The sequence below is a fragment of the Streptomyces sp. NBC_01498 genome (assembly GCF_036327775.1).
Classification (GTDB): Bacteria; Actinomycetota; Actinomycetes; order Streptomycetales; family Streptomycetaceae; genus Streptomyces.
In genome coordinates this window covers 6,931,310-6,952,459 of sequence record NZ_CP109598.1, presented here as the reverse complement: position 1 = coordinate 6,952,459, position 21,150 = coordinate 6,931,310, and the positions used below count along the sequence as shown (strand labels likewise).

Annotated in this window: 7 protein-coding genes; 4 read left to right on the top strand and 3 right to left on the bottom strand. The window is 71.0% G+C overall.

Annotation, left to right across the window (positions count from 1 at the left end):
- Nucleotides 1–6: 6 nt before the first annotated feature.
- The 3 genes from OG875_RS29600 to OG875_RS29590 form a co-directional block, all read right to left on the bottom strand.
- Nucleotides 7–732 (bottom strand): GPR1/FUN34/YaaH family transporter, encoded by a 726-nt coding sequence (locus OG875_RS29600; RefSeq protein WP_330177300.1) that lies wholly within the window; start codon nucleotides 730–732, stop codon nucleotides 7–9.
- Nucleotides 733–809: 77 nt separating this feature from the next.
- Nucleotides 810–10,136: a non-ribosomal peptide synthetase gene (locus OG875_RS29595; protein WP_330177299.1), complete on the bottom strand. Its 9,327-nt coding sequence runs from the start codon at nucleotides 10,134–10,136 to the stop codon at nucleotides 810–812.
- Nucleotides 10,137–10,203: 67 nt separating this feature from the next.
- Nucleotides 10,204–12,186 carry an AMP-binding protein gene (locus OG875_RS29590; RefSeq protein WP_330177298.1) on the bottom strand — a complete coding sequence of 661 codons (1,983 nt, stop codon included), beginning with the start codon at nucleotides 12,184–12,186 and terminating at the stop codon, nucleotides 10,204–10,206.
- Nucleotides 12,187–12,550: 364 nt separating this feature from the next.
- On the opposite strand from OG875_RS29590, the gene OG875_RS29585 reads away from it, so the two are divergent.
- Genes OG875_RS29585 through OG875_RS29570 form a run of 4 tightly spaced genes read left to right on the top strand, consistent with a single transcriptional unit; the run spans nucleotide 12,551 to nucleotide 21,106 of the window.
- The gene (locus OG875_RS29585) at nucleotides 12,551–13,276 is read left to right on the top strand and encodes a thioesterase II family protein (protein ID WP_330177297.1); all 726 of its coding nucleotides are present in this window, start codon (nucleotides 12,551–12,553) and stop codon (nucleotides 13,274–13,276) included.
- Nucleotides 13,273–16,374 carry a condensation domain-containing protein gene (locus OG875_RS29580; protein WP_330177296.1) on the top strand — a complete coding sequence of 1,034 codons (3,102 nt, stop codon included), beginning with the start codon at nucleotides 13,273–13,275 and terminating at the stop codon, nucleotides 16,372–16,374. Before OG875_RS29585 ends, OG875_RS29580 begins: the two co-directional genes overlap by 4 nt.
- A gap of 46 nt (nucleotides 16,375–16,420) precedes the next feature.
- Complete coding sequence (locus OG875_RS29575) at nucleotides 16,421–16,621, top strand: MbtH family protein (protein ID WP_330177295.1); 201 nt, start codon at nucleotides 16,421–16,423, stop codon at nucleotides 16,619–16,621.
- Between the two features lie 33 nt (nucleotides 16,622–16,654).
- On the top strand, nucleotides 16,655–21,106 hold the full coding sequence (locus OG875_RS29570; protein WP_330177294.1) for a non-ribosomal peptide synthetase family protein: 4,452 nt from the start codon (nucleotides 16,655–16,657) through the stop codon (nucleotides 21,104–21,106).
- Nucleotides 21,107–21,150 lie beyond the last annotated feature (44 nt).

Here is a 21,150-nt window from a genome sequence, read left to right as displayed (position 1 = left end):
CCGTGCTCAGCGGCCCTTGACCAGCGGCTTGCCCAGCGGGAGGGTCTTGGCGCCGGTCGCCCGGTGCATGAAGGCGGCGAAGATGTACATACCGAGCACGATGAAGAGGAACATCGTCCCGATGCCGACATAGATCAGCCAGGGGTCACTCGGCTTGAGGGGGTTGTTGACGGTCTGGTCGATGGCCTGCTCGATCGAGCCGAACAGCACGAGCAGGGTCGCCGAGACCACCACGAAGAGGAACGTGAAGACCCGCGGCAGCCGCAGGGTCGTCAGCGTCAGCAGAACGATCACGATGGCCCACACCAGGACGAAGTTGGCGGTGGCCTGACGCTGTTCGATGTTCTCGAACTCACCCATCAGGTTGTTGTTCAGGGCGAGGCTGAGTACGGAGAAGCTCAGCCAGAAGGTGCCGAACAGTCCGTACACCGCCGCGAACACCCCGTCGCCCAGGCGCATCGCCCAGACCGAGGCCATCAGCAGCATGATGGTGCTGCTGAACACCATGATGGGCAGCGAGGCCACCAGGGAGTTGGCCGGGATGCTGACGTCCTTCAGGTAGAAGGCGAGCGAGATGGAGCCGAGCAGGAATCCCCCGAAGCCCAGCATGGCGGGCTCGGTGGCCCGGGGTCCCTGGGACAGATCCGGCACGGGTGCGGCCGTCCTCGCCGCGGGAGCGACCCCGGCGACCGGCGCGGGTGGGACGTCGAGTGTTGCCTTTTCCTGCTTCATCGCTTTCTCCTGTATCTCGTAGGGAGCGGAAGGACGGAGGGGGGAGCGGGGCGTACGTGGAGGGAAGGGGCCGGGTCTCACCCCGCGGCGGATCGTCCCCTGACGCGCCGGACGCGCGTGATCCCGGCCGGGGCCGCCCAGGACGCCGGATCGGGCAACTGCCGGGCGAGGTCGGCGAGTTCGGAGTGGTCGAAGATGAGCTGGAGCGGTACGTCGGTGCCGGTACGCGCCGCGAGCCGGCTGATGACGCGGCTGGCGAGGAGGGAGTGCCCGCCGAGGCCGAAGAAGTCGTCGTCCGCGCCGATGTCGCCGATGTCCAGGACCTCGCGCCATATCTCGGCGACGAGTTCCTCGGCCGGGGAGGCGGGGGCGCGGTAGGCGGTGCGGCCGATGCCCTGTTCGGGGTCGGGGAGTGCGTTGCGGTCGGTCTTTCCGTTGGGGAGGAGGGGGAGTTCTTCCAGGCCGACGAAGACGGAGGGGACCATGAAGTCCGGCAGCCAGGTGCGGGCATGGGAGGTCAGTCCGTCGGGGACTGTTCCGCCGGGCTGGTCCGGGACGATGTAGGCGACGAGGCGCAGTGATCCGGATACGTCTTCGCGGGCGACAACGACAGCCTGGTTCACCTGGTCGTGGCGGCGGAGGATTTCCTCCACCTCGCCGAGTTCGACCCGGTGGCCACGGACCTTGACCTGTCCGTCCGCCCGGCCGAGATAGTCCAGCTGGCCGTCGGGGCGCCAGCGTACGAGGTCTCCCGTGCGATACATCCGTCCCCCGCCGTCGGCGGAGAACGGATCGGGGAGATAGCGGTCGGCGGTGAGAGCGGGGCGGGCGTGATAGCCACGCGTCACACCGGCACCCGCCAGATACAGCTCCCCCACCGCACCCAGTACCACCGGGCGAAGATTCGTGTCCAGGACGTGGGCGGTGGTGCCGTCGACCGGCCCGCCGATCGGAGTCCGTACGTCACCGGGAGACGTGACCGCGTGCGTGGAGTACGTGGTGTCCTCGCTGGGCCCGTACAAGTTGTTGACGACGTCGATGACCGGGTGGGCGTACAACTCTCCGACCAGGCCCGGTGCCAGCGGTTCGCCCGCGAGGTTCATCGTCCGTGCGCGGGGCGGCACCGCACCCGACGCCAGCAGCTCCCGCGCCACCGACGGCACCGTATTTACCAGCGTCACGTCTTGGTAGCGCTCCGGATGGGCGATCAGATCCAGCGCACTGTCCGGGACCACGAACACCGTCCCGCCCACGGACAGCGGCGCGAAGATCTCGAACACGGAGAGGTCGAAGGAAACAGAGGTGGCGGCGAGCGTGCCTGCCAACTCCTCGCCCGTGAACACCCGGCCGGCCCAGGACAGCATCGCCACCACCTGGGAATGCTCGATCACCACCCCCTTCGGACGACCGGTCGAACCCGACGTGTAGATCACATACGCCGTGTCGTCCGAACCACCCGTCAGCGGAACGCGATCCACCCGCCCACCGTCCGGGAAATCCTCCACCGAACGCAGAACCAACGACACACCCGAGTCCTCAACCATGAACTCGACACGCTCGTCCGGATAACCCGGATCCATCGGCACATAACCCGCACCCGACTTCAGCACACCCAGCAAGGCGACCACGAGGTCGACCGACCGGGGCAGACATACACCCACCAGGTCGCCCGGCCCCACACCCGCACCCCTCAAACCCCACGCCAGCCGATTCGCCCGCTCCTCCAACTCCCTGTACGACAAAGCTCCGTCCGCACCACGAACCGCCACAGCACCACGGTCCGAACGATCGACAACCCTCTCCACCAACCCCTCAACCCGACCACCAACCACACCCAGCCCCGCACCCACCGACAACCCACCCAACCGCTCCCGCTCCCCCACCGACCGCACATCCAACCCCGCCAACTCCTGACCCGGACCGTCGACCAACGCCCGGACGACGGTGGAGAGTCGGTCCGCGATGAGCAGAGCGGTCGACCGCTCGAACAGGTCCGTGTTGAAGACCAGATGTCCGGTGACGCCGCCGTCGCGTTCCTCCGCCTGGACGACCAGGTCGTACGGGGTGGTGCGGAACGGAACGAGGGCCGGGGTCACGGTCAGACCGGGCAGCTCGTACCGGGGCGGGGTTCCGTTGAGCGCGAGGAGCACCTGGAACAGGGGGCTGCGGTCGCGGTCCGGGCGCAACTCCCTGATCAGTTCTTCCAGCGGGAGCTGCGGGTGGGCGCGGACGTCGTCCACGAGTTCGCGGGTCGTTCGCAGGGCCTCGGCGAGCGTGCCGTCGGGGTCGTGGCGCAGGCGGAGCGGGAGGGTGTCGACGAGGTAGCCGACGACCTCCGCGGTGTCCGGGTGGTCGCGGCCGGCGACGGGGATGCCGATGGTCACGTCGTACCGGTCGGTGAGCTTGGCGAGGACGACGGCCAGGGCCGTCGCGAGGACGGTGAACGAGGTGGTTCCCGCGGCACGGGCGGCGGCGCCGAGTGCTTCCTGCGGAAGTGTCAGGGGTACCGAGTCGCCCCGGAAGGTCTGCTGCGGGGGGCGCGGCCGGTCGGTGGGCAGACCGGCCGACGAAGCGTCAGCCAACTGGGCCCGCCAGAAGTCCAGTTCCTTCGGCGCCGTATCGCGCTGCCAGGTGGCCACTTCGGCGTACTGCACGGCAGAGGGCGGAAGCGGTTCGGTGTCGGGGGCGTGCATGAGCGTGCCGTAGCTCTCGGCGACCTCCCGGAAGGCGAGGTCGAGCGACCAGCCGTCGGCGATCGCATGGTGCAGGCTGACGACGAGGACATGGTGCTCGGGGCCGGTACGGACGAGCGTCACGTGCCAGAGGGGGCCGGTGGTGAGGTCGAAGGCCCGCCGGGTCTCCGCCTCGACCACCGCTTCCCAGTCGGCGGTGGCGGTCCGGGTCAGCGGCACCTCGGGGTCGGCGCTCACGACCTGGCGGACCTCGCCGTCGATCTGACGCAACGAGGTACGCAGCACCTCGTGGCGACGCGCGAGATGCCGCAGGGCGGTGGTCAGCGCGTCCTCGTCCAGGGTTCCGTCGATGTGGACGGCGCCCCTGATGTGGTACGCGAGGTTGGCCTGCGCGTCCCGCGCGCACAGCACCCAGAGCCGCTCCTGGCCGAGCGACGCCGGCAGGACGAGGGTCCCGTCCGCTGCCGGAACCCGGTCGAGCACGTCGATGAGCGGGACGCGCTGCTGCTCCTTGTCGGCGGGCAGATGAGCGGCGAGGTCGATGAGGGTGGGGTGTTCGAAGACGAGGTGCAGCGGGACGTGGGTGCCGAGGGCGGCACCGAGTCGGTGGGTGAGACGCGTGGCAAGGAGGGAGTGCCCGCCGAGGCTGAAGAAGTCGTCGTCCGCTCCGACTTGGGTGATGTCGAGCAGCTCAGCCCAGATACGGGCGACGAGTTCCTCGGCCGCTCCCGAAGGAGCACGGAAAGCGGTGAGGCCGGCACCCGGGTCAGGGTCGGGAAGCGCGCCGCGGTCGGTCTTCCCGTTCGGAAGCAGCGGGAGTTCTTCCAGGCCGACGAAGACGGAGGGGACCATGAAGTCCGGCAGCCAGGTACGGACATGCGACGACAACCCGTCGGGAACCAGTCCGCCCGGCTGGTCGGGAACGATGTAGGCGACGAGGCGCAGTGATCCGGATACGTCTTCGCGGGCGACAACGACAGCCTGGTTCACCTGGTCGTGGCGGCGGAGGATCTCCTCGACCTCGCCGAGTTCGACCCGGTGACCGCGGACCTTGACCTGTCCGTCCGCCCGGCCGAGATAGTCCAGCTGGCCGTCGGGGCGCCACCGCACCAGGTCTCCCGTGCGATACATCCGCCCCCCGCCGTCGGCGGAGAACGGATCGGGGAGATACCGGTCGGCGGTGAGAGCGGGGCGGGCGTGATAGCCACGCGTCACACCGGCACCCGCCAGATACAGCTCCCCCACCGCACCGAGCACCACCGGGCGAAGATTCGTGTCCAGGACGTGGGCGGTGGTGCCGTCGACCGGCCCCCCGATCGGAGTACGGGCATCACCGGGAGACGTCACCGCGTGCGTCGAATAGGTCGTGTCCTCGCTCGGCCCGTACAGGTTGTTGACCACATCGATGACCGGATGCGCGTACAACTCTCGCACCAGGCCGGGTGCCAGCGGTTCGCCCGCGAGGTTCATCGTGCGGGCACGCGGCGGCACCGCACCCGACGCCAGCAGCTCCCGCGCCACCGACGGCACCGTGTTCACCAGCGTCACGTCTTCATACCGGCCCGGATGCGCGATCAGATCCAGCGCACTGTCCGGCACCACGAACACCGTCCCACCGACGGACAGCGGCGCGAATATCTCGAACACCGAAAGATCGAAGGAAACAGAGGTGGCGGCAAGTGTTCCCGCCAACTCCTCAGGCGAGAAGACGCGGCCGGCCCAGGACAGCATCGCCGTGACCTGGGAATGCTCGATCACCACCCCCTTCGGACGACCCGTCGAACCCGACGTGTAGATCACATACGCCGCGTCGTCCGAACCACCCGTGAGCGGAACCCGATCCACCCGCCCACCGTCCGGGAAATCCTCCACCGAACGCAGAACCAACGACACACCCGAGTCCTCAACCATGAACTCGACACGTTCCTCGGGATAACCCGGATCCATCGGCACATAACCCGCACCCGACTTCAACACACCCAACATCGCCACCACCAGATCAACCGACCGGGGAAGCAGCACACCCACCACATCACCCCGCCCCACACCCGCACCCCTCAAACCCCACGCCAAACGATTCGCCCGCTCCTCCAACTCCCCGTACGACAAAGCCCCCTCCGCACCACGAACCGCCACAGCACCACGGTCAGACCGGTCAACAACCCTCTCCACCAACCCCTCCACCCGACCACCAACCACACCCAGCCCCGCACCCACCGACAACCCACCCAACCGCTCCCGCTCCCCCACCGACCGCACATCCAACCCCGCCAGCACAGCGTCCGGATGCTCGGCCAGAGCTGAGACGACAGCGGCGAGGCGCTCGGGGAGGAGACGCGCGGTGCTGCCGGCGTAGAGGTCGGTGTCATAGGTGAGATAGCCGGTGATGGCGTCCTCGCCCTGCTCCAGGTGGAGCGAGAACTCGAACTGGGAGCCCGCCGGCGCGATGTCGAGCCGGGTGACGGTCAGACCGGGCAGGTGCAGATTCCGCGACGGGGTCTCGTTGAGGGCGAGCATCGTCTGGAACAGCGGGCCGCGCGACTGGCCGTCAGGGGTGGCCGCCGCGTGGCGGACGATCTCCTCGAACGGTGTCTCCGCGTGCTGGTGCGCTTCCACCAGGGCCTGGTGCGTGGCGCGCAGGGTTTCCGCGAGGGTGGCCCGAGGGTCCAGAGTCCGCCGCAGCGGCAGGGTGTTGGTGAAGAAGCCCAGGATCCCGGCGGTGTCGGGGTGGGTACGCCCGCTGGTCGGGATACCGATGGTCACATCGTGGTTGCCCGACAGGGCGCCCAGGACGACGGTGACCGCTGTGGCGACCACGGCGAACGGGGTGGTTCCGGTGCTCCGCGCGAGCCGGCCGACCACTTCGGCGCTCAACTCCACAGGGATGGCAGCGCCGTTGTGGGTACGGCGGGCCGGGCGCGGGTGATCGGTCGGGAGATCCAGCGCGCGTGCTCCCGCGAGCCGCTCACGCCAGTGGACAAGCCCGGTGTCGTCCTCGGGTACGCCTGCGGCGGCCCGTGCGTGCGCGAAGTCGCCGTACTGGAGACCGGGCGCGGGGGCGAGGGGGCGGTCTTCGACAAGGGCGGTGTAGGTCTGGGCGATCTCGTCGAGGAGGAGGGTGAGCGTCCAGCCGTCGGCAATGGTGTGGTGCAGGGACAGCAGGAGCAGGTGGGCGTCCTCGGTCCGGCGGACGATCCGGGCGCGGAACAGGGGACCTGCGGCGAGGTCGACCGTGGACCGACGCCAACTCTCCAGCAGCGCGGCCTCGTTGTCGCCCGCCGAGACCGCGTTCACCGTGGCCGTGTCCGAGGGGTCTGACGGGTCCGACGCGAGCGGGTCGCCGCGCCAGAGCGGATGCACGACCTGGACGATCTCGCCGTTCTCTTCGCGCAGCGTGGTCCGCAGCACCTCGTGGCGGCGGGCGACCTCCTCGATGGCCCGTGCCAGTGACGGGACTTCGAGGTCGCCGGATATCCGGGCCCCGCCGTTGAGGGTGTAGGCCAGGTTGGCCTGCGGGTCCAGAGCGCACAGCAGCCACAGGCGCTTCTGGCCGGAGGTGGCGGGAAGGGTGACGGTGCCGTCGGAGTTCGGGGTACGCGGCGCGACCGGGATGGGCTCGTGGCCGTCGCCCGAGCGGGGCAGGTGGGCGGCGAGTTCGGTGAGGGTGGGGTGTTCGAAGACGAGGTGCAGCGGGACGTGGGTGCCGAGGGCGGCACCGAGTCGGTGGGTGAGACGCGTGGCGAGGAGGGAGTGCCCGCCGAGGCTGAAGAAGTCGTCGTCCGCTCCGACTTGGGTGATGTCGAGCAGTTCACCCCAGATACGGGCGACGAGTTCCTCGGCCGCTCCCGAAGGAGCACGGAATGCGGTGAGGCCGGCACCCGGGTCAGGGTCGGGGAGTGCGTTGCGGTCGGTCTTTCCGTTGGGGAGGAGGGGGAGTTCTTCCAGGCCGACGAAGACGGAGGGGACCATGAAGTCGGGCAGCCAGGTGCGGGCGTGGGAGGTCAGTCCGTCGGGGACTGTTCCGCCGGGCTGGTCCGGGACGATGTAGGCGACGAGGCGCAGTGATCCGGATACGTCTTCGCGGGCGACAACGACAGCCTGGTTCACCTGGTCGTGGCGGCGGAGGATCTCCTCGACCTCGCCGAGTTCGACCCGGTGGCCACGGACCTTGACCTGTCCGTCCGCCCGGCCGAGATAGTCCAGCTGGCCGTCGGGGCGCCACCGCACCAGGTCTCCCGTGCGATACATCCGTCCCCCGCCGTCGGCGGAGAAGGGGTCGGGGAGATAGCGGTCGGCGGTGAGAGCGGGGCGGGCGTGATAACCGCGCGTCACACCGGCACCCGCCAGATACAGCTCCCCCACCGCACCGAGCACCACCGGGCGAAGATTCGTGTCCAGGACGTGGGCGGTGGTGCCGTCGACCGGCCCCCCGATCGGAGTACGGGCATCACCGGGAGACGTCACCGCGTGCGTCGAATAGGTCGTGTCCTCGCTCGGCCCGTACAGGTTGTTGACCACATCGATGACCGGATGCGCGTACAACTCTCGCACCAGGCCGGGTGCCAGCGGTTCGCCCGCGAGGTTCATCGTCCGTGCGCGGGGCGGCACCGTACCCGACGCCAGCAGCTCCCGCGCCACCGACGGCACCGTGTTCACCAGCGTCACGTCTTCATACCGGCCCGGATGGGCGATCAGATCCAGCGCACTGTCCGGCACCACGAACACCGTCCCACCGACGGACAGCGGAGCGAAGATCTCGAACACCGAAAGGTCGAACGAGACCGACGTCGCCGCCAACGTTCCTGACAGTTCCTCGGCGGAGAAGACGCGGCCGGCCCACGCAAGCATGGCGACGACCTGGGAATGCTCGATCACCACCCCCTTCGGACGACCCGTCGAACCCGACGTATAGATCACATACGCCGCGTCGTCCGAACCACCCGTGAGCGGAACCCGATCCACCCGCCCACCGTCCGGGAAATCCTCCACCGAACGCAGAACCAACGACACACCCGAGTCCTCAACCATGAACTCGACACGTTCCTCGGGATAACCCGGATCCATCGGCACATAACCCGCACCCGACTTCAACACACCCAGCAGTGCGACGACCAAGTCGACCGACCGGGGCAGACACACACCCACCAAGTCGCCCGGCCCCACACCCGCACCCCTCAAACCCCACGCCAGCCGATTCGCCCGCTCCTCCAACTCCCCGTACGACAAAGCTCCGTCCGCACCACGAACCGCCACAGCACCACGATCCGAACGATCGACAACCCCCTCCACCAACCCCTCAACCCGACCACCAACCACACCCAGCCCCGCACCCACCGACAACCCACCCAACCGCTCCCGCTCCCCCACCGACCGCACATCCAACCCCGCCAACTCCTGACCCGGACCGTCGACCAACGCGGTGAGGGCCGTGCGGAAGCGGTCGGCGAGCAGGCCCGCCGTGTCGGCGGTGAACAGGTCGGTGTCGTAGCCGAGGAAGCCGGTGATGCCGTTCTCGCCCTGCCAGAGGTACAGCTCGCAGTCGTTGCGGATGGTGGTGGGCGCCATCACCGTCGGGCGGACCGGCAGGTCGCCCAGGTGGACGACGGGCAGTTGCGGCTGGAGCACGAACAGCACGTCGAACAGGGCGGTGCCGCGCTGCCCGAGCTGTTCCGCCACGGTCTCGAAAGGCACGTGGGCGCGGCCGTACGCGTCCAGGCAGGTGTCCCGGACGGCGTGCAGCACCTCACGGGCGGTACGGGCCCCGGTGGTGTCGGTGCGCAGGGCGAGCATGGTCGCCAGCGGGCCGACGGCGCCCGGGGCGCGGTGGCGTTCGCGGGTGGCGATGGGCGATCCGACGGTGATGTCGTCGTGGCCGGCGGTGCGCGCGAGGGTCAGGTGCAGTGCCGCGAGCAGGACCATGAAGGGGGTCATGCCGTTGCTGTCGGCCACGTCCTCGACACGGCGCAGCAGGTCGGCGTCGACGGAGAGGTCGACGTGGTCGGAGCGGAACCGGCGGGTGCCCGGTCGGGGCCGGTCGGTGGGCAGGGCGAGCGGGCGGGCGCCGGCCAGCCGGTCGCGCCAGGCGGCGAGGTCGGCCGGGTCGGGGGTCGCGGGGACCGGCGGCAGGGGGGTGGCCGGCCCGAGGGGCAGGTCCGCGTACAGGGTGCCGAGTTCGGCGAGAAACACACCGAGGGACCAGCCGTCGGCCACGATGTGGTGGGCGAGGAGCTGGAGGCGGGCGGTGCCGTCGGCGAGGGTCCAGACGGCGACCCGCCAGAGCGGGCCGGTGGCCAGGTCCACGGGGGCCCCGGCGCGGGTGGCGGCCTCCGCGCGGGCCTGGTCGCGGCCGGCCGCGGCGCCGAGGTGGCGGAGGTCGGTGACGGTCAGGTCGGGTGCGGCGTCGGCCTCGGGGGTGACGGCGCAGGCGGTGCGGTCCCCGTGGGGGAAGGTGGTGCGCAGCACGGGGTGCCGTCGGGCGAGGGTACGGAGGGCGGTGGCGAGGCGGTCCCTGTCGACGGTGCCGCCGACCTCGGCGTCGAAGCGCAGGATGTTGGCGGCCGTGCCCGGGTGGATCTCCTCGAACAGCCGCAGGCCGAGCTGGATGGGACTGACCTGGGGGACGACGGGCGCTGTGGTGTCCGGTGTGCGGGCACGCCAGCGGGCGAGCAGGTCGCGGCCGAGGTCGGCGGGTACCTGAACGTTGTCTGACACGGGCGTCGTCCTCCGATTTGTCACCGGACGTGGTCCTCCGCTTGGTTGCCGGGTGTGGGGGTCGGCCTCACTCGTGGGACATCAGGGTCTTGACGCGTTGCAGGGCGTCGCCGGCGGGTACGCCGTTGTCGGCCCAGCGCCGGGCGAGTCGTGCGGTCAGTTCGCGGGGCGACTGGGCGCGCAGGACGTCCTCGACGCGTACGGGGAGGGTGAGGGCGTCCTCGACGACCGCGGCGATCTCGGCGGCGCGCAGGGAGTCCCCGCCCATGGCTGTGAGGGTCTCGTCGGGTCCGTAGGAGGGGACCTGACAGACGGCGGCGAAGATGGAGGAGAGGAAGAGGGTGATGAGTTCCGCGTCCTCGGCTGTGGCGGTGGCGGGTGTGGCGGTGACGGCGGTGCCGCCGAGTTCGCCCGCGAGGTGGCGGGTGCGGGCCTGGGAGTGCTGGATCTTCCCGCTGGTGGTGCGGGGGATGCTGCGGGGCGGGCAGAGGACGACGGTGTGCACGCGGACTCCGGTCGCGGTGAGGACCCGGGTCCGGATGTCGGCGGCGAGGGCGGCCCGGTCGTGGTCCTGGCCGGCGACCTCGACGGCGATGACGACTTCTTCGTCGGGGCCGCTGAAGGCGGCGGCGGTGGGCCGTACGGCGGGGTTGTCCTCGACGGCGGCGGAACACAGGTCGTGGGCGTGGTGGTTGACGCCGTTCTGGATGAGGACGTCCTTGCGGCGGCCGGTGACGGTGAGGTGTCCGGTGCGCAGTTTGCCGAGGTCGCCGGTGCGCAGGTGGCGGGTGCCGTCGAGGACGCCGAAGAGTTCGCTGTCGGGGGTGCCGGTGCTGTTCCAGTAGCCGCCGCTGATGCTGGGGCCGCTGATCCAGATCTCGCCCTCGGCGCCGTCGGGGACGGGTGTGCCGGTGTCGGGGTCGACGAGGGCGAGGGTGTGTCCGTCGATGACGGGCCCGCAGTCGACGCGGCCGTCGTCGTCGACGCCCCGCTCGTGGCCGGTCCAGTGGTGTCCGGTGACGATGAGGGTGGCCTCGGCCAGTCCGTAGCAGGGCAGGAACGCCTCGGGGCGGAAGCCGTGGGGTGCGAAGCGTTCGGTGAACCGGTGGAGGGTCGCGGGGCGGATCGGTTCGGCGCCGTTGAAGGCGAGGCGCCAGGTGCTCAGGTCGAGTCCGGTGAGGTCGGCCTTGCCGGCGCGCCGGTCGCACAGGTCGTAGGCGAAATTCGGTCCGCCGGTGTGGGTGATGCCGAGTTCGCTGATCTGGCGCAGCCAGGCGAGGGGATTCTTGAGGAAATGCACGGGTGACATCAGGCGGACCGGAAATGCCCCGTGGACGGGTGTGAGGATGAATCCGATGAGGCCCATGTCGTGATAGGGCGGCAGCCAGGAGACAACGCGGGCGGTTTTGTCGAGCTGGAACACGTCGGTGATCGCCTCGATGTTGGCGAGCAGATTCCGGTGTTCCAGGACAACGCCTTTGGGTTGTCCGGTGCTGCCCGACGTGTACTGGATGAGAGCGGTGTCCTCGGGGCGGGCGGCGGTGCGCAGCAGCTCGGCCAGGACGTCCGGGCGGGTGTCGCCGCTCGCGGTCGTGGCGGCGCTCTCCTCGCCGGTCTCCTCCAGGGTGAGGACCCTCGGCAGGTCCTCGGCGCTCAGGCCGGTGGTGAAGAATTCCAGCACCATCGGGTCGGCCAGCAGGGTGGTGGCCTTGGAGTCGTCGAGGATCCGGAGGAAGCGGGCCGTGATGCGGTCGGTGGAGCCGAACAGCGGCGGGTACGCGGGAACGGCGGGCACGCCGGCGAGCAGGCAGGCCCAGATGGCGACGACGAAGTCCAGGCCGGGCGGGTAGAGCAGCAGGGCGGGGCCGTTCTGTCCGCCGTCGGCGCGCAGCCGCGCCGCCGCGCCGGTGGCCCGGTCCAGCAGCTCCTGATAGGTGAGGCTGTCCACTCGCCCGTCGTCGTGCAGGTACTCGTAGGCCGTCTGCCCGCCGCGGGTGGCGGCGTGCCCGACGAGGGTGTGCACGAGGGTGGGGCGGGCGGGGCTCGGCATCGGCGGACTCCATTCCCTCGGCCGCGGGCGGCCCGGTGTCGGATCGACGGATCAGGGAGGGTGCGGGGCTCGGTGGTCGTTCGGCGCGACGGCGACACACGTCGGCGCCGATGCAATTAAAAGCGTGCTGTCTCTCACTCGGGTCTCAGTTCCTTATCGCTCAACTCTCAGGCCGGTACGGGGTCATTGACGCACCCTCCGATGAAACTGGTAGGGATAGGATTCCGCACTGCGATCCGGTCGGTGAATCTGATCCGGTGATGTTGATCCAGCACATTCTCGCGTCCTACGTTCGCCATCTCCGATGGAGGTAGAGGTGCGCCCGTCCCGACTGAGTTCCCGTTGGTACAGAACTTTCGGCGAAGTGGCCGATCCGGTCAGCCAGGTGGTGTGTTTTCCGCATGCCGGTGGCAGTTCCGCGGAGTTCCGGAACTGGCAGCGGTACACCTCGGCGCTGAAGGTCACCGCGGTGCAGTTGCCGGGCCGGGAAGTGCGCCTCGGTGAGGCGCCGTTCCGGGAGATGACCGCGCTCGTCGACGCGTTGGCGCCCGCGCTGCGGCCGCTGACCCGCCGGCCGTACGCGCTCTACGGGCACAGCATGGGCGCCCTGGTCGCCTTCGAGGTGCTGCGGCGGTTCGTGGAGCTGGAACTGCCGCTGCCTCAGGCGCTGTTCGTGTCGGGGCGGGACGCCCCGCAGTACGCGGACCAGGAGCAGGTCCACCATCTGCCGGACGCGGAACTGCTGGACCGGTTGCGGGCCTGGGAAGGCATGGAACCCCAAGACCTCGCGCAGTACGCGGAGTTGGTCGCGCTGATGCTGCCCACCATCCGGGCGGATCTGACCCTGGCGGAGACCTACGGGTATGTGCCGGGGCCGCCGCTGCCGGTGCCGGTGCGGGTGTTGCGCGGTACGCGGGACCCGCTGGTGCGGGCCGGGGACGCGGGCTGGGCCCGGCAGACCTCGGCGGACTGTTCGGTGCACGACTTCGACGGAGGTCATTTCTTCGTGCAGGACCACGAGAGGAGCGTCGTGACCTTCATCGAGACGGCACTCGGTGTATCGGCCGTGAGGGAGGCGGGGACCCAGTGAGCAGTTCCTCGTACGCCGGTGGTGTCGGCAGCGGAGAGTCCAGGGACTACAGCGACTACTTCGTGCTGCCGGCCGCGCCGGCCCAGCGCAGCCTGTGGTTCGTCTGCCAGTTGAACCCGCCGAGCAATGCCGCGTACAACGTGGTGAGCGCGGTGCGGCTGACCGGCGAGCTGGACCTGGTGCTGCTCCAGCAGGCGGTCAACGCGGTGGTGGCGCGGCACGAGAGCCTGCGCACCGGGGTCGGGCTGGTCGACGGTGATCCGCACCAGCTGGTGCTGCCGGAGGCGCTGGTGTCGCTGCCGGTGGTCGACTGCGCGGACCTGTCGGCCGAGGCGGCCGAGGCCCGGGTGCAGCGGCTGGCCCGGGAGCAGGCGGCGCTGCCGTTCGCCCTGGACGCGCCGCCGTTGCTGAGGCTGGTGCTGGTGCGGGAGGCGCCGCGCCGGCACACCATGATCGTGACGATCCATCATCTGGTGTGCGACAGCTGGTCGATGGATGTGTTCTACGCGGATCTCGCGGCGGCCTACCGGGGGTTGCGGGAGCGCGGCCGGGCCGGTTTCGGTGATCTGCCGGTGCAGTACGCCGACTATGTCGGCTGGCTGGACGAGCAGTTGGCCGGTGAGCAGATGGAGCGGATGACCGCCCACTGGCAGCGGGCGCTGGCCGGGACGACGCCGCTGGAGCTTCCGGTGGACCGGCCCCGGGACCAGGGGCGCGGCGGGGACGGCGGCCGGGTCGAGGAGCGGCTGGACGGGACGACGACGGCCGCTCTGGAGGAGCTGGCCAAGCGGTCCGGCGGGACGCTGTTCATGGTGCTGCTGACCGGTTTCATGGCGACGCTGGCCCGGGTGACGGGCCAGGAGGACGTGGTGGTGGGCACGCCGGTGGCCGGGCGGCACCATCCGGACGCGGAGCAGCTGGTGGGGTTCTTCGCGAACACCCTGGTGCTGCGGGCCCGGTTGCCGCTGCGCGGCGGGTTCGAGTCGGCGGCCGGGGTGGTGCGGGACGCCTGTCTGGGCGCGTTCTCGCACGACCGGATGCCCTTCGACCGGCTGGTGCAGGAGATGCGGCAGACCCGGGCGCTGGACCGCAATCCGCTGTTCGACGTGATGTTCTCGATGCCGAACACGCCCGCCGCGGAGGTGCCGCTGCCGGGCCTGACGATGGCCCCGGTGGAACTGACCGGTACGGCGGCGAAGTTCGACCTGTGGCTGACCGTGCTGCCGGACGGGGACGGGCTGCGGCTCCAGTTGGACTACGACCGGGGCCTGTACGACGCGGCGACGGCGGCGCGGATCGTGGAGCTGCACCGGCAGGTGCTGGCGGACGCGCTGCGGGACCCGTCGGTGCCCGTGGGGGCGCTGCCCCTGGCGGCGGCCCCGGTCCCGGCACAGACGCCCGCGGTGCCGGCCCCCGCGGCGGTGCCGGTCACGGTGTCGGAGCTGCTGGCGCGGCGCGGCGCGGAGGACGCGGTGCTGTCCTCGGCGGACGCCGTGCTGACGCTGGGCGAGTTGCGGGAGTGGGCGGCCGATCTGGCCGGGCGGCTGCGGGCGGAGGGGATCGCCGGGCCCGGTATGCGGGTGACGACTCCCCCGGTGCCGTCGGCCGGGCTGATCGCCGTACTCCTGGCGGTGTTCGAGGTCGGCGCGGTACCGGCGTACGGGCAGCGGCACGACCGGGCGGGCGCGTTCGTCCGGCGGGCCGAGGAGGAGCCGGGCGGCTGGGTGATCACCACCGGGCCGAGGTTCGATCCGGTGCCGGACCCGGGCACGCCGGGGCCGGAGGCGACCGCCTGGTCGGCGGGTGACGGGGGCCCGGAGGGGTCCGGGGCCGCGGTGTCGCACGGGGCACTGGCCGCCGCGCTGGCCGGGGTCGCGGAGCGGCTGTCGGTGACCGCCGAGGACGATGTGCTGCTGCTGGACGGCGGCGCCCCGCCGTCCCCGGTGGACCTGTTGATGCCGTTGGCCCATGCCCGCAGTCTGATGCTGTCGGGGGTGCAGCTGGCCCCGGCCGGGCCGCCCGCCGCGTTCGTCCTGGCCGATCCGCCGACCTGGCGGCGGGTGCTGACCGAGGGCTGGGAGCCGCCGCCCGGGGCCCGCCTCGTCTGTGTGGGCGAGGTGCTCGCCCCCGACCTGGTGGACATGCTGACACGGACCGGACGCACGGTGTTCCTGGGCCGCCCCGGCCCGCAGGCGGCGGCGATGCCCGCCGCGCTGGCCCCGCTGGACGAGAGGCGGGGGCGCCGGCTGGGGCCGCCGCCCGCCGGGGTGGTGCGGAGCCTGCTGGACGTACGGGGCATGCCGGTGTCGGGCGGTCTGGTCGGCGAGTTGCACGTCGCCGACGGGACCGGCACCGCCGTACCGGTGGGGCTGCGATGCCGGCGGGCCCGCGACGGGGCCCTGGAGGCGGTCGGGCCCGGTGAGGGACGGCTGTTCGTCGGGGACCGCGCCGTACCGGCCGCGGCCGTCGAGCGGGTGCTCGCCGGTTTCCCCGGCGTGGGCGCCGCAGCGGTGACCACCGACCCCGGTGCGAGCCGGCTGATCGCCTGGCTGGTGCCGGACGGCAGCGTCGCGGCGGGCACCGGACCGGAGCGGGAGGCGTTCGCCGCCGACATCCGGGGCCGGGCCAGGTCCGCGCTGCCCGGCTACCGCGTCCCGGCCGTCTTCGGCGTACTGGACGAACTGCCCGAGGCTCCGGGCGGCGGACCGGACCGGGGGGCGCTGCCGGCGCCGCCGGCGCCCGCGCCGCGCGAACCGGTGGCGGAGGTGGCACCCCGCAACGGGGTGGAGCGCCGGGTGCTGGCGATCTTCCAGGACGTCCTGGGGCTGTCGGTGGTCGGGGTGCACGGCGACTTCTTCGGGCTCGGCGGGCACTCCCTGCTCGCCGCGAAACTGCTGAGCCGGGTCCGGGCCGAGTTCGGTCTCCAGGTCCCGGTACGCGACTTCTTCCGTCTGCCGACCCCGGCCGGACTGGCCGCGGCCATCGAGGAACTGGAGCGGGCCCGCGACCGCAGGCCCACCTCAGACGAGGCGCTGCTCGCTCAGCTCGCCGGGATGTCCGACGACGAGATCGACCAGCTCCTGCGCCATATGAACTGACCACTGGACAGCCGACCGATCACACGACACACCACGAGGAGCCCTCATGGGGATCGACGACGCCGACACCGTCTTCCAGGTCGTCACCAACGAGCAGGACCAGTACTCCATCTGGTTCGCCGACCGCGCGGTACCCGCGGGCTGGGCCGCCGACGGTCCGGCCGGCACGAAGCAGGAATGCCTCAAGCACATCGAGCGGGTGTGGACCGACATGCGTCCTCGTTCGGTCCGCGAACGCTCCGCCTGATCGCATCCGACAGCTAGGACGGGAGTCCACCGAATGAGCGGGCAGCACGAGATCAGTTCCCTGACGTCCGAGGAGAAGCGGGCGCTCCTGGCGGGCCTCCTGGACGCTTCCGCCAACGTCACCAGCAACCTCACCCTGGAGCAGCGCCGTCTGTGGCTGCTGATCCAGCTGGACGAGAAGCGGCCCTGGCAGACCAGCGCCGCGGTGCGGCTGACCGGCCGGACCGACCCGGCCGTGCTCCAGCAGGCACTGTCGGCGACCGTGCAGCGCCACGAGGTGCTGCGTACCACCTTCCGTACGGTGGACGGCCATCCGCTGGCCACCGTCAGGCCGGTGGCATCGCTGCGTCTGCCGGTGGTCCAGGTGGACCCGGACCGGCTCGACGCCGAACTGGCCCGGATCGTGGCCTCCGAGACCCGCCGCCGGTTCGATCTGGCGCAGGGCCCGCTGGTGCGGGCGAGCCTGCTGCGGCTCGGCGAGGAGGACCACGTACTCCTCCTGACCGTGCATCAGCTGGTCGCCGACCGGCGCTCGGTCCGGCTGCTCACCGACGAGGTCCTCGCCGGCTACACGAACCTGCTCGGCGGGAACGCGGAGGTCACCGCCCTCGCGGCCGAGCCCGAGGCTCTCGCCGCCGCCCAGCGCGCCTGGCTGGCCGGCGACGACGCCGAGAAGGACATCGAGTACTGGCGCGCCCGTACGACCGGTCTGAGCACCCTGGAGCTGCCCACCGACCGGCCGAGGCCGCCGGTGAAGACCATCGACGCCGATGTGGTGACGGTGCGGGTGTCCGCCGAACTGCGTGCCGAACTGGACGCGTTCACGGCACGCACCGGTCACCGGCTGTCCCGGCTGCTGCTCGGCGCGTACACCGCGGTGCTGTCCCGGCACGCCCAGCAGCAGGGCTTCGCGGTCGGTGTCCCCGTACCGCCGTCGTGGCAGGACGGCGCCGGCGATCTCGTCGGCCCGCTGGAGAACACCCTGCCGGTCCGCTTCGACCTGGAGGCCGGCGAGACACTGACCGGGCTGCTGCGGCGGACCGACTCGGCCCTGGACGAGGCCCTGGCGCACGCCAGGCTGCCGTTCGAGCAGATCGTGGAGGCGGCGCAGCCGGCCCGCGACCTGAGCCACACCCCGCTGTTCCAGGCCCTGTTCGGCTTCGAGGAGGAGTGGGGCAGTCAGGAGCTGCCGGGCGCCACCGCGCGTCCGCTGAGCCTGCCGGTCACCTGGACCCCGCACGACCTCGACCTGTTCGCGGTCAGCCGCGACGGGGACCTGTCGCTGCGCGCCCACTACAACACGGCGCTGTTCGACCGTGACACCGCCGAGCGGCTGCTGGACCGGCTGCTGCTGCTCCTGACGTCGGCGGTCGCCGAACCGGACCGGCCGCTGGCGGACTTCTCGCTGCTGTCCGGCCCGGACCGGGAGCGGCTGTCGGAGTGGAACGCGACCGGCGCCGAGCGCGACGGGTCGCGGCTGCTGCACGAGCTGGTCGGGCAGGCCGCGGCGTCCGCCCCGGACACCCTGGCGCTGACCTCCAGCACGGCGGAGCTGACGTACGCGTCGCTGGACCTGCGGGCCGAGGCGCTGGCCGCGCGGCTCGCCGAACTCGGCGCGGGCCCGGAGACCCTCGTCGGTGTCATGGCCGACCGGTCGGTGCACACCATGGTCGCGCTGCTCGGTGTGCTGAAGTCGGGCGGCGCGTACGTGCCGCTGGACCCGTCGTACCCGGCGGACCGTATCGCGTCGATCGCCGAGGACGCCGGGATCACCCTGGTCGTCGGCGGCGAGGGTGCGCTGGACGGGCTCGACGGCAAGCTGCCGGGCCTGGAGAAGGTGGCGGTGCCGACCGCCGATCCGCAGGGCCCGGTGACCCGGCCGTCCGTGGAGGTCGGGCCGGACAGCCTGGCGTACGTCATCTACACCTCCGGGTCCACCGGCCGCCCGAAGGGTGTGGCGGTGGAGCACGGGCAGATCGTCCACTCCACCCTGGCCCGGTCGGTCATCGAGGGCCCGGGGCTGCCGGAGAGCTATCTGGTGCTGGCTCCGTTCACCTTCGACGCCTCGGGCGGCGGCCTGTACTGGACGCTCACCCGCGGCGGCACCGTCGTCGTGCCGAACGAGACGGAGGTGCTGGACCCGCGGCTGCTCGGCGCGCTGATCCGGGACAAGGAGGTCACCCACGTCGACGGTGTGCCCTCGCAGTACGCGGTGCTGCTGGAGGCCGAGCCGGAGGCGTTCCCCTCGGTGCGGACGACCGTGCTGGCCGGTGAGGTGCTGCCGCCGAACCTGGTCGAGGCGCACCTGCGGCGCTCCCCGGACGTGGCGCTGTTCAACGAGTACGGTCCGACGGAGGCGACCGTCTGGGCGTCGGTGCATCCGGTGACCGCCGCCGACGCGGCGTCCGGCCGGGTGCCGATCGGCCACCCGATCCCCAACACCCGTCTGCACCTGCTGGACAAGCGGCTGAGCCCCGTGCCGCCCGGCGTGCCCGGTGAGCTGTACATCGGCGGCGGCGGCGTGGTCCGCGGGTACGTCAACCGGCCGGGGATGACGGCGGGCAGCTTCCTGCCCGACCCGTTCTCCGACGAGCCGGGGGCCCGGCTGTACCGGACCGGTGACCTGGCCCGCTACCGGCAGGACGGCAGCGTCGAGTTCCTCGGACGGGCCGACACCCAGATCAAGATCCGTGGTTTCCGGATCGAGCTGACCGAGATCGAGAACGTCCTGCGGCGCCACCCGCTGGTCGCCGAGACCGCGGTGATCGCGCGGGAGGACCAGCCGGGCGTGCAGCGCCTGGTGGCGTACGTGGTCCCGGTCGTCGGCCGGGTACTGACCAAGGAAGCCCTGATCAAGCACGTACTGGCGCAGGTCCCGGACTACATGGTGCCGGGCGCGTTCGTGACACTGGAGCGGATACCGCTCACCCCGAACGGCAAGGTGGACACCGCGGCGCTGCCCGCGCCCGACCTCGGTATCGAGGACTTCGTCGAGCCGGGGACCCAGCTGGAGGCGGAGATCGCGGAGACCTTCTGCTCGCTGCTGGGCGTGCCCACGGTCAGCGCGGTCGCCGACTTCTTCGAACTCGGCGGGAACTCCCTGCTGGTGGCGCGGCTGACCGCGCAGCTGGCCCGGACGCACGACGTGACCCTGCCGGTGGAGCAGATCTTCCGGGTGCCCACGGTGGCCGGCGTCGCCGCGGCGATCGAGGAGGACCGGCGGCAGCGGGACAACGTGGACAGCGAGGTCCTGTACGCGCAGCAGCTGGAGGAGCTGCACGAGGAGGTCCGGCTGCCCGAGGAGATCACCCCCGGGGACCTGCCGCACTCCGAGTGGTTCAGCCCGCGGCACGCGCTGGTCACCGGTGCCACCGGTTATCTGGGCGCGTTCCTCGTGGTGGAGCTCATCAAGAGCACCGACGTCCTGGTGCACTGCCTGGTCCGGGCGGAAAGCGAGGACGCGGCGTGGGAGCGCATGGAGCAGACCCTGCGCACCTACCACGCGTGGGACGAGTCGTACCGCTCCCGGATGCGCATGGTCATCGGTGACCTGGCCAAGCCGCGGCTCGGGCTGAGCCCGGCGGAGTTCACGCACTGCGCGTCCACGATCGACGTGATCTACCACAGCGGCGCGGTGGTCAACTTCACCTACCCGTACGAGGCGGCCCGCCCGGCCAACGTCGAGGGCACCAAGGAGGTGCTGCGGCTGGCCACGACGGAGACGCTCAAGTCGGTCCACTTCATCTCCAGTGTGGACGTGTTCATGGGCAGCGGGGCGGAGCGCCCGTTCACCGAGGAGGACCTGGACAGCGGTCCGATCCGGATCCCGACCGGCTACCCGCGCAGCAAGTGGCTGGCCGAGAAGATCATGTACATCGCCCGGGACCGGGGTATCCCGGTGACCGTGCAGCGCCCGTGGATGATCACCGGTCACGCCGAGACCGGCGCCTCGCACCACACCGACTACCTGTACGTGTATCTGCGGGGCTTCCTGGACCTCGGGGTGCTGCCGCTCTACAACGACGTCATCAACGCGGTGCCGGTGGACTTCACGGCGCAGGCCGTCGTCTACACCTCGCTCCGCGAGGAGAACTTCGGGAAGAACTTCAACATCACCAACCCGGCGCCCACGACGATGCAGCAGTGCTACCAGTGGCTGCGGTCGTTCGGCTACAACCTCGACGTCATCGACGAGGAGGACGCCCGGCAGCGGGCGCTGGACGTCGGCGAGGACCACATCCTGTTCCCGATGACCCCGCTGCTGCGGGTCGCCACGATGCGGCACGCCGCGCTCGACCCGGAGCTGCAGAAGCAGATCAACCCCATGGACGAGTGCCGGGTACTGACGGAGGCCCTCGAGGGTTCGGGCATCAGCTGCCCGCCGGTGGCCGAGGAGTGGGCGCACTCCTGCTTCCGGTTCCTGGTGGAGGGCGGCTATCTGCCCGATCCCGAGACCTTCGTCGTGTCGAAGGACACCGCCAACTGATCGCAGGACAAGGAGGACTCGTGAACACACGAGGATGCTTCCCT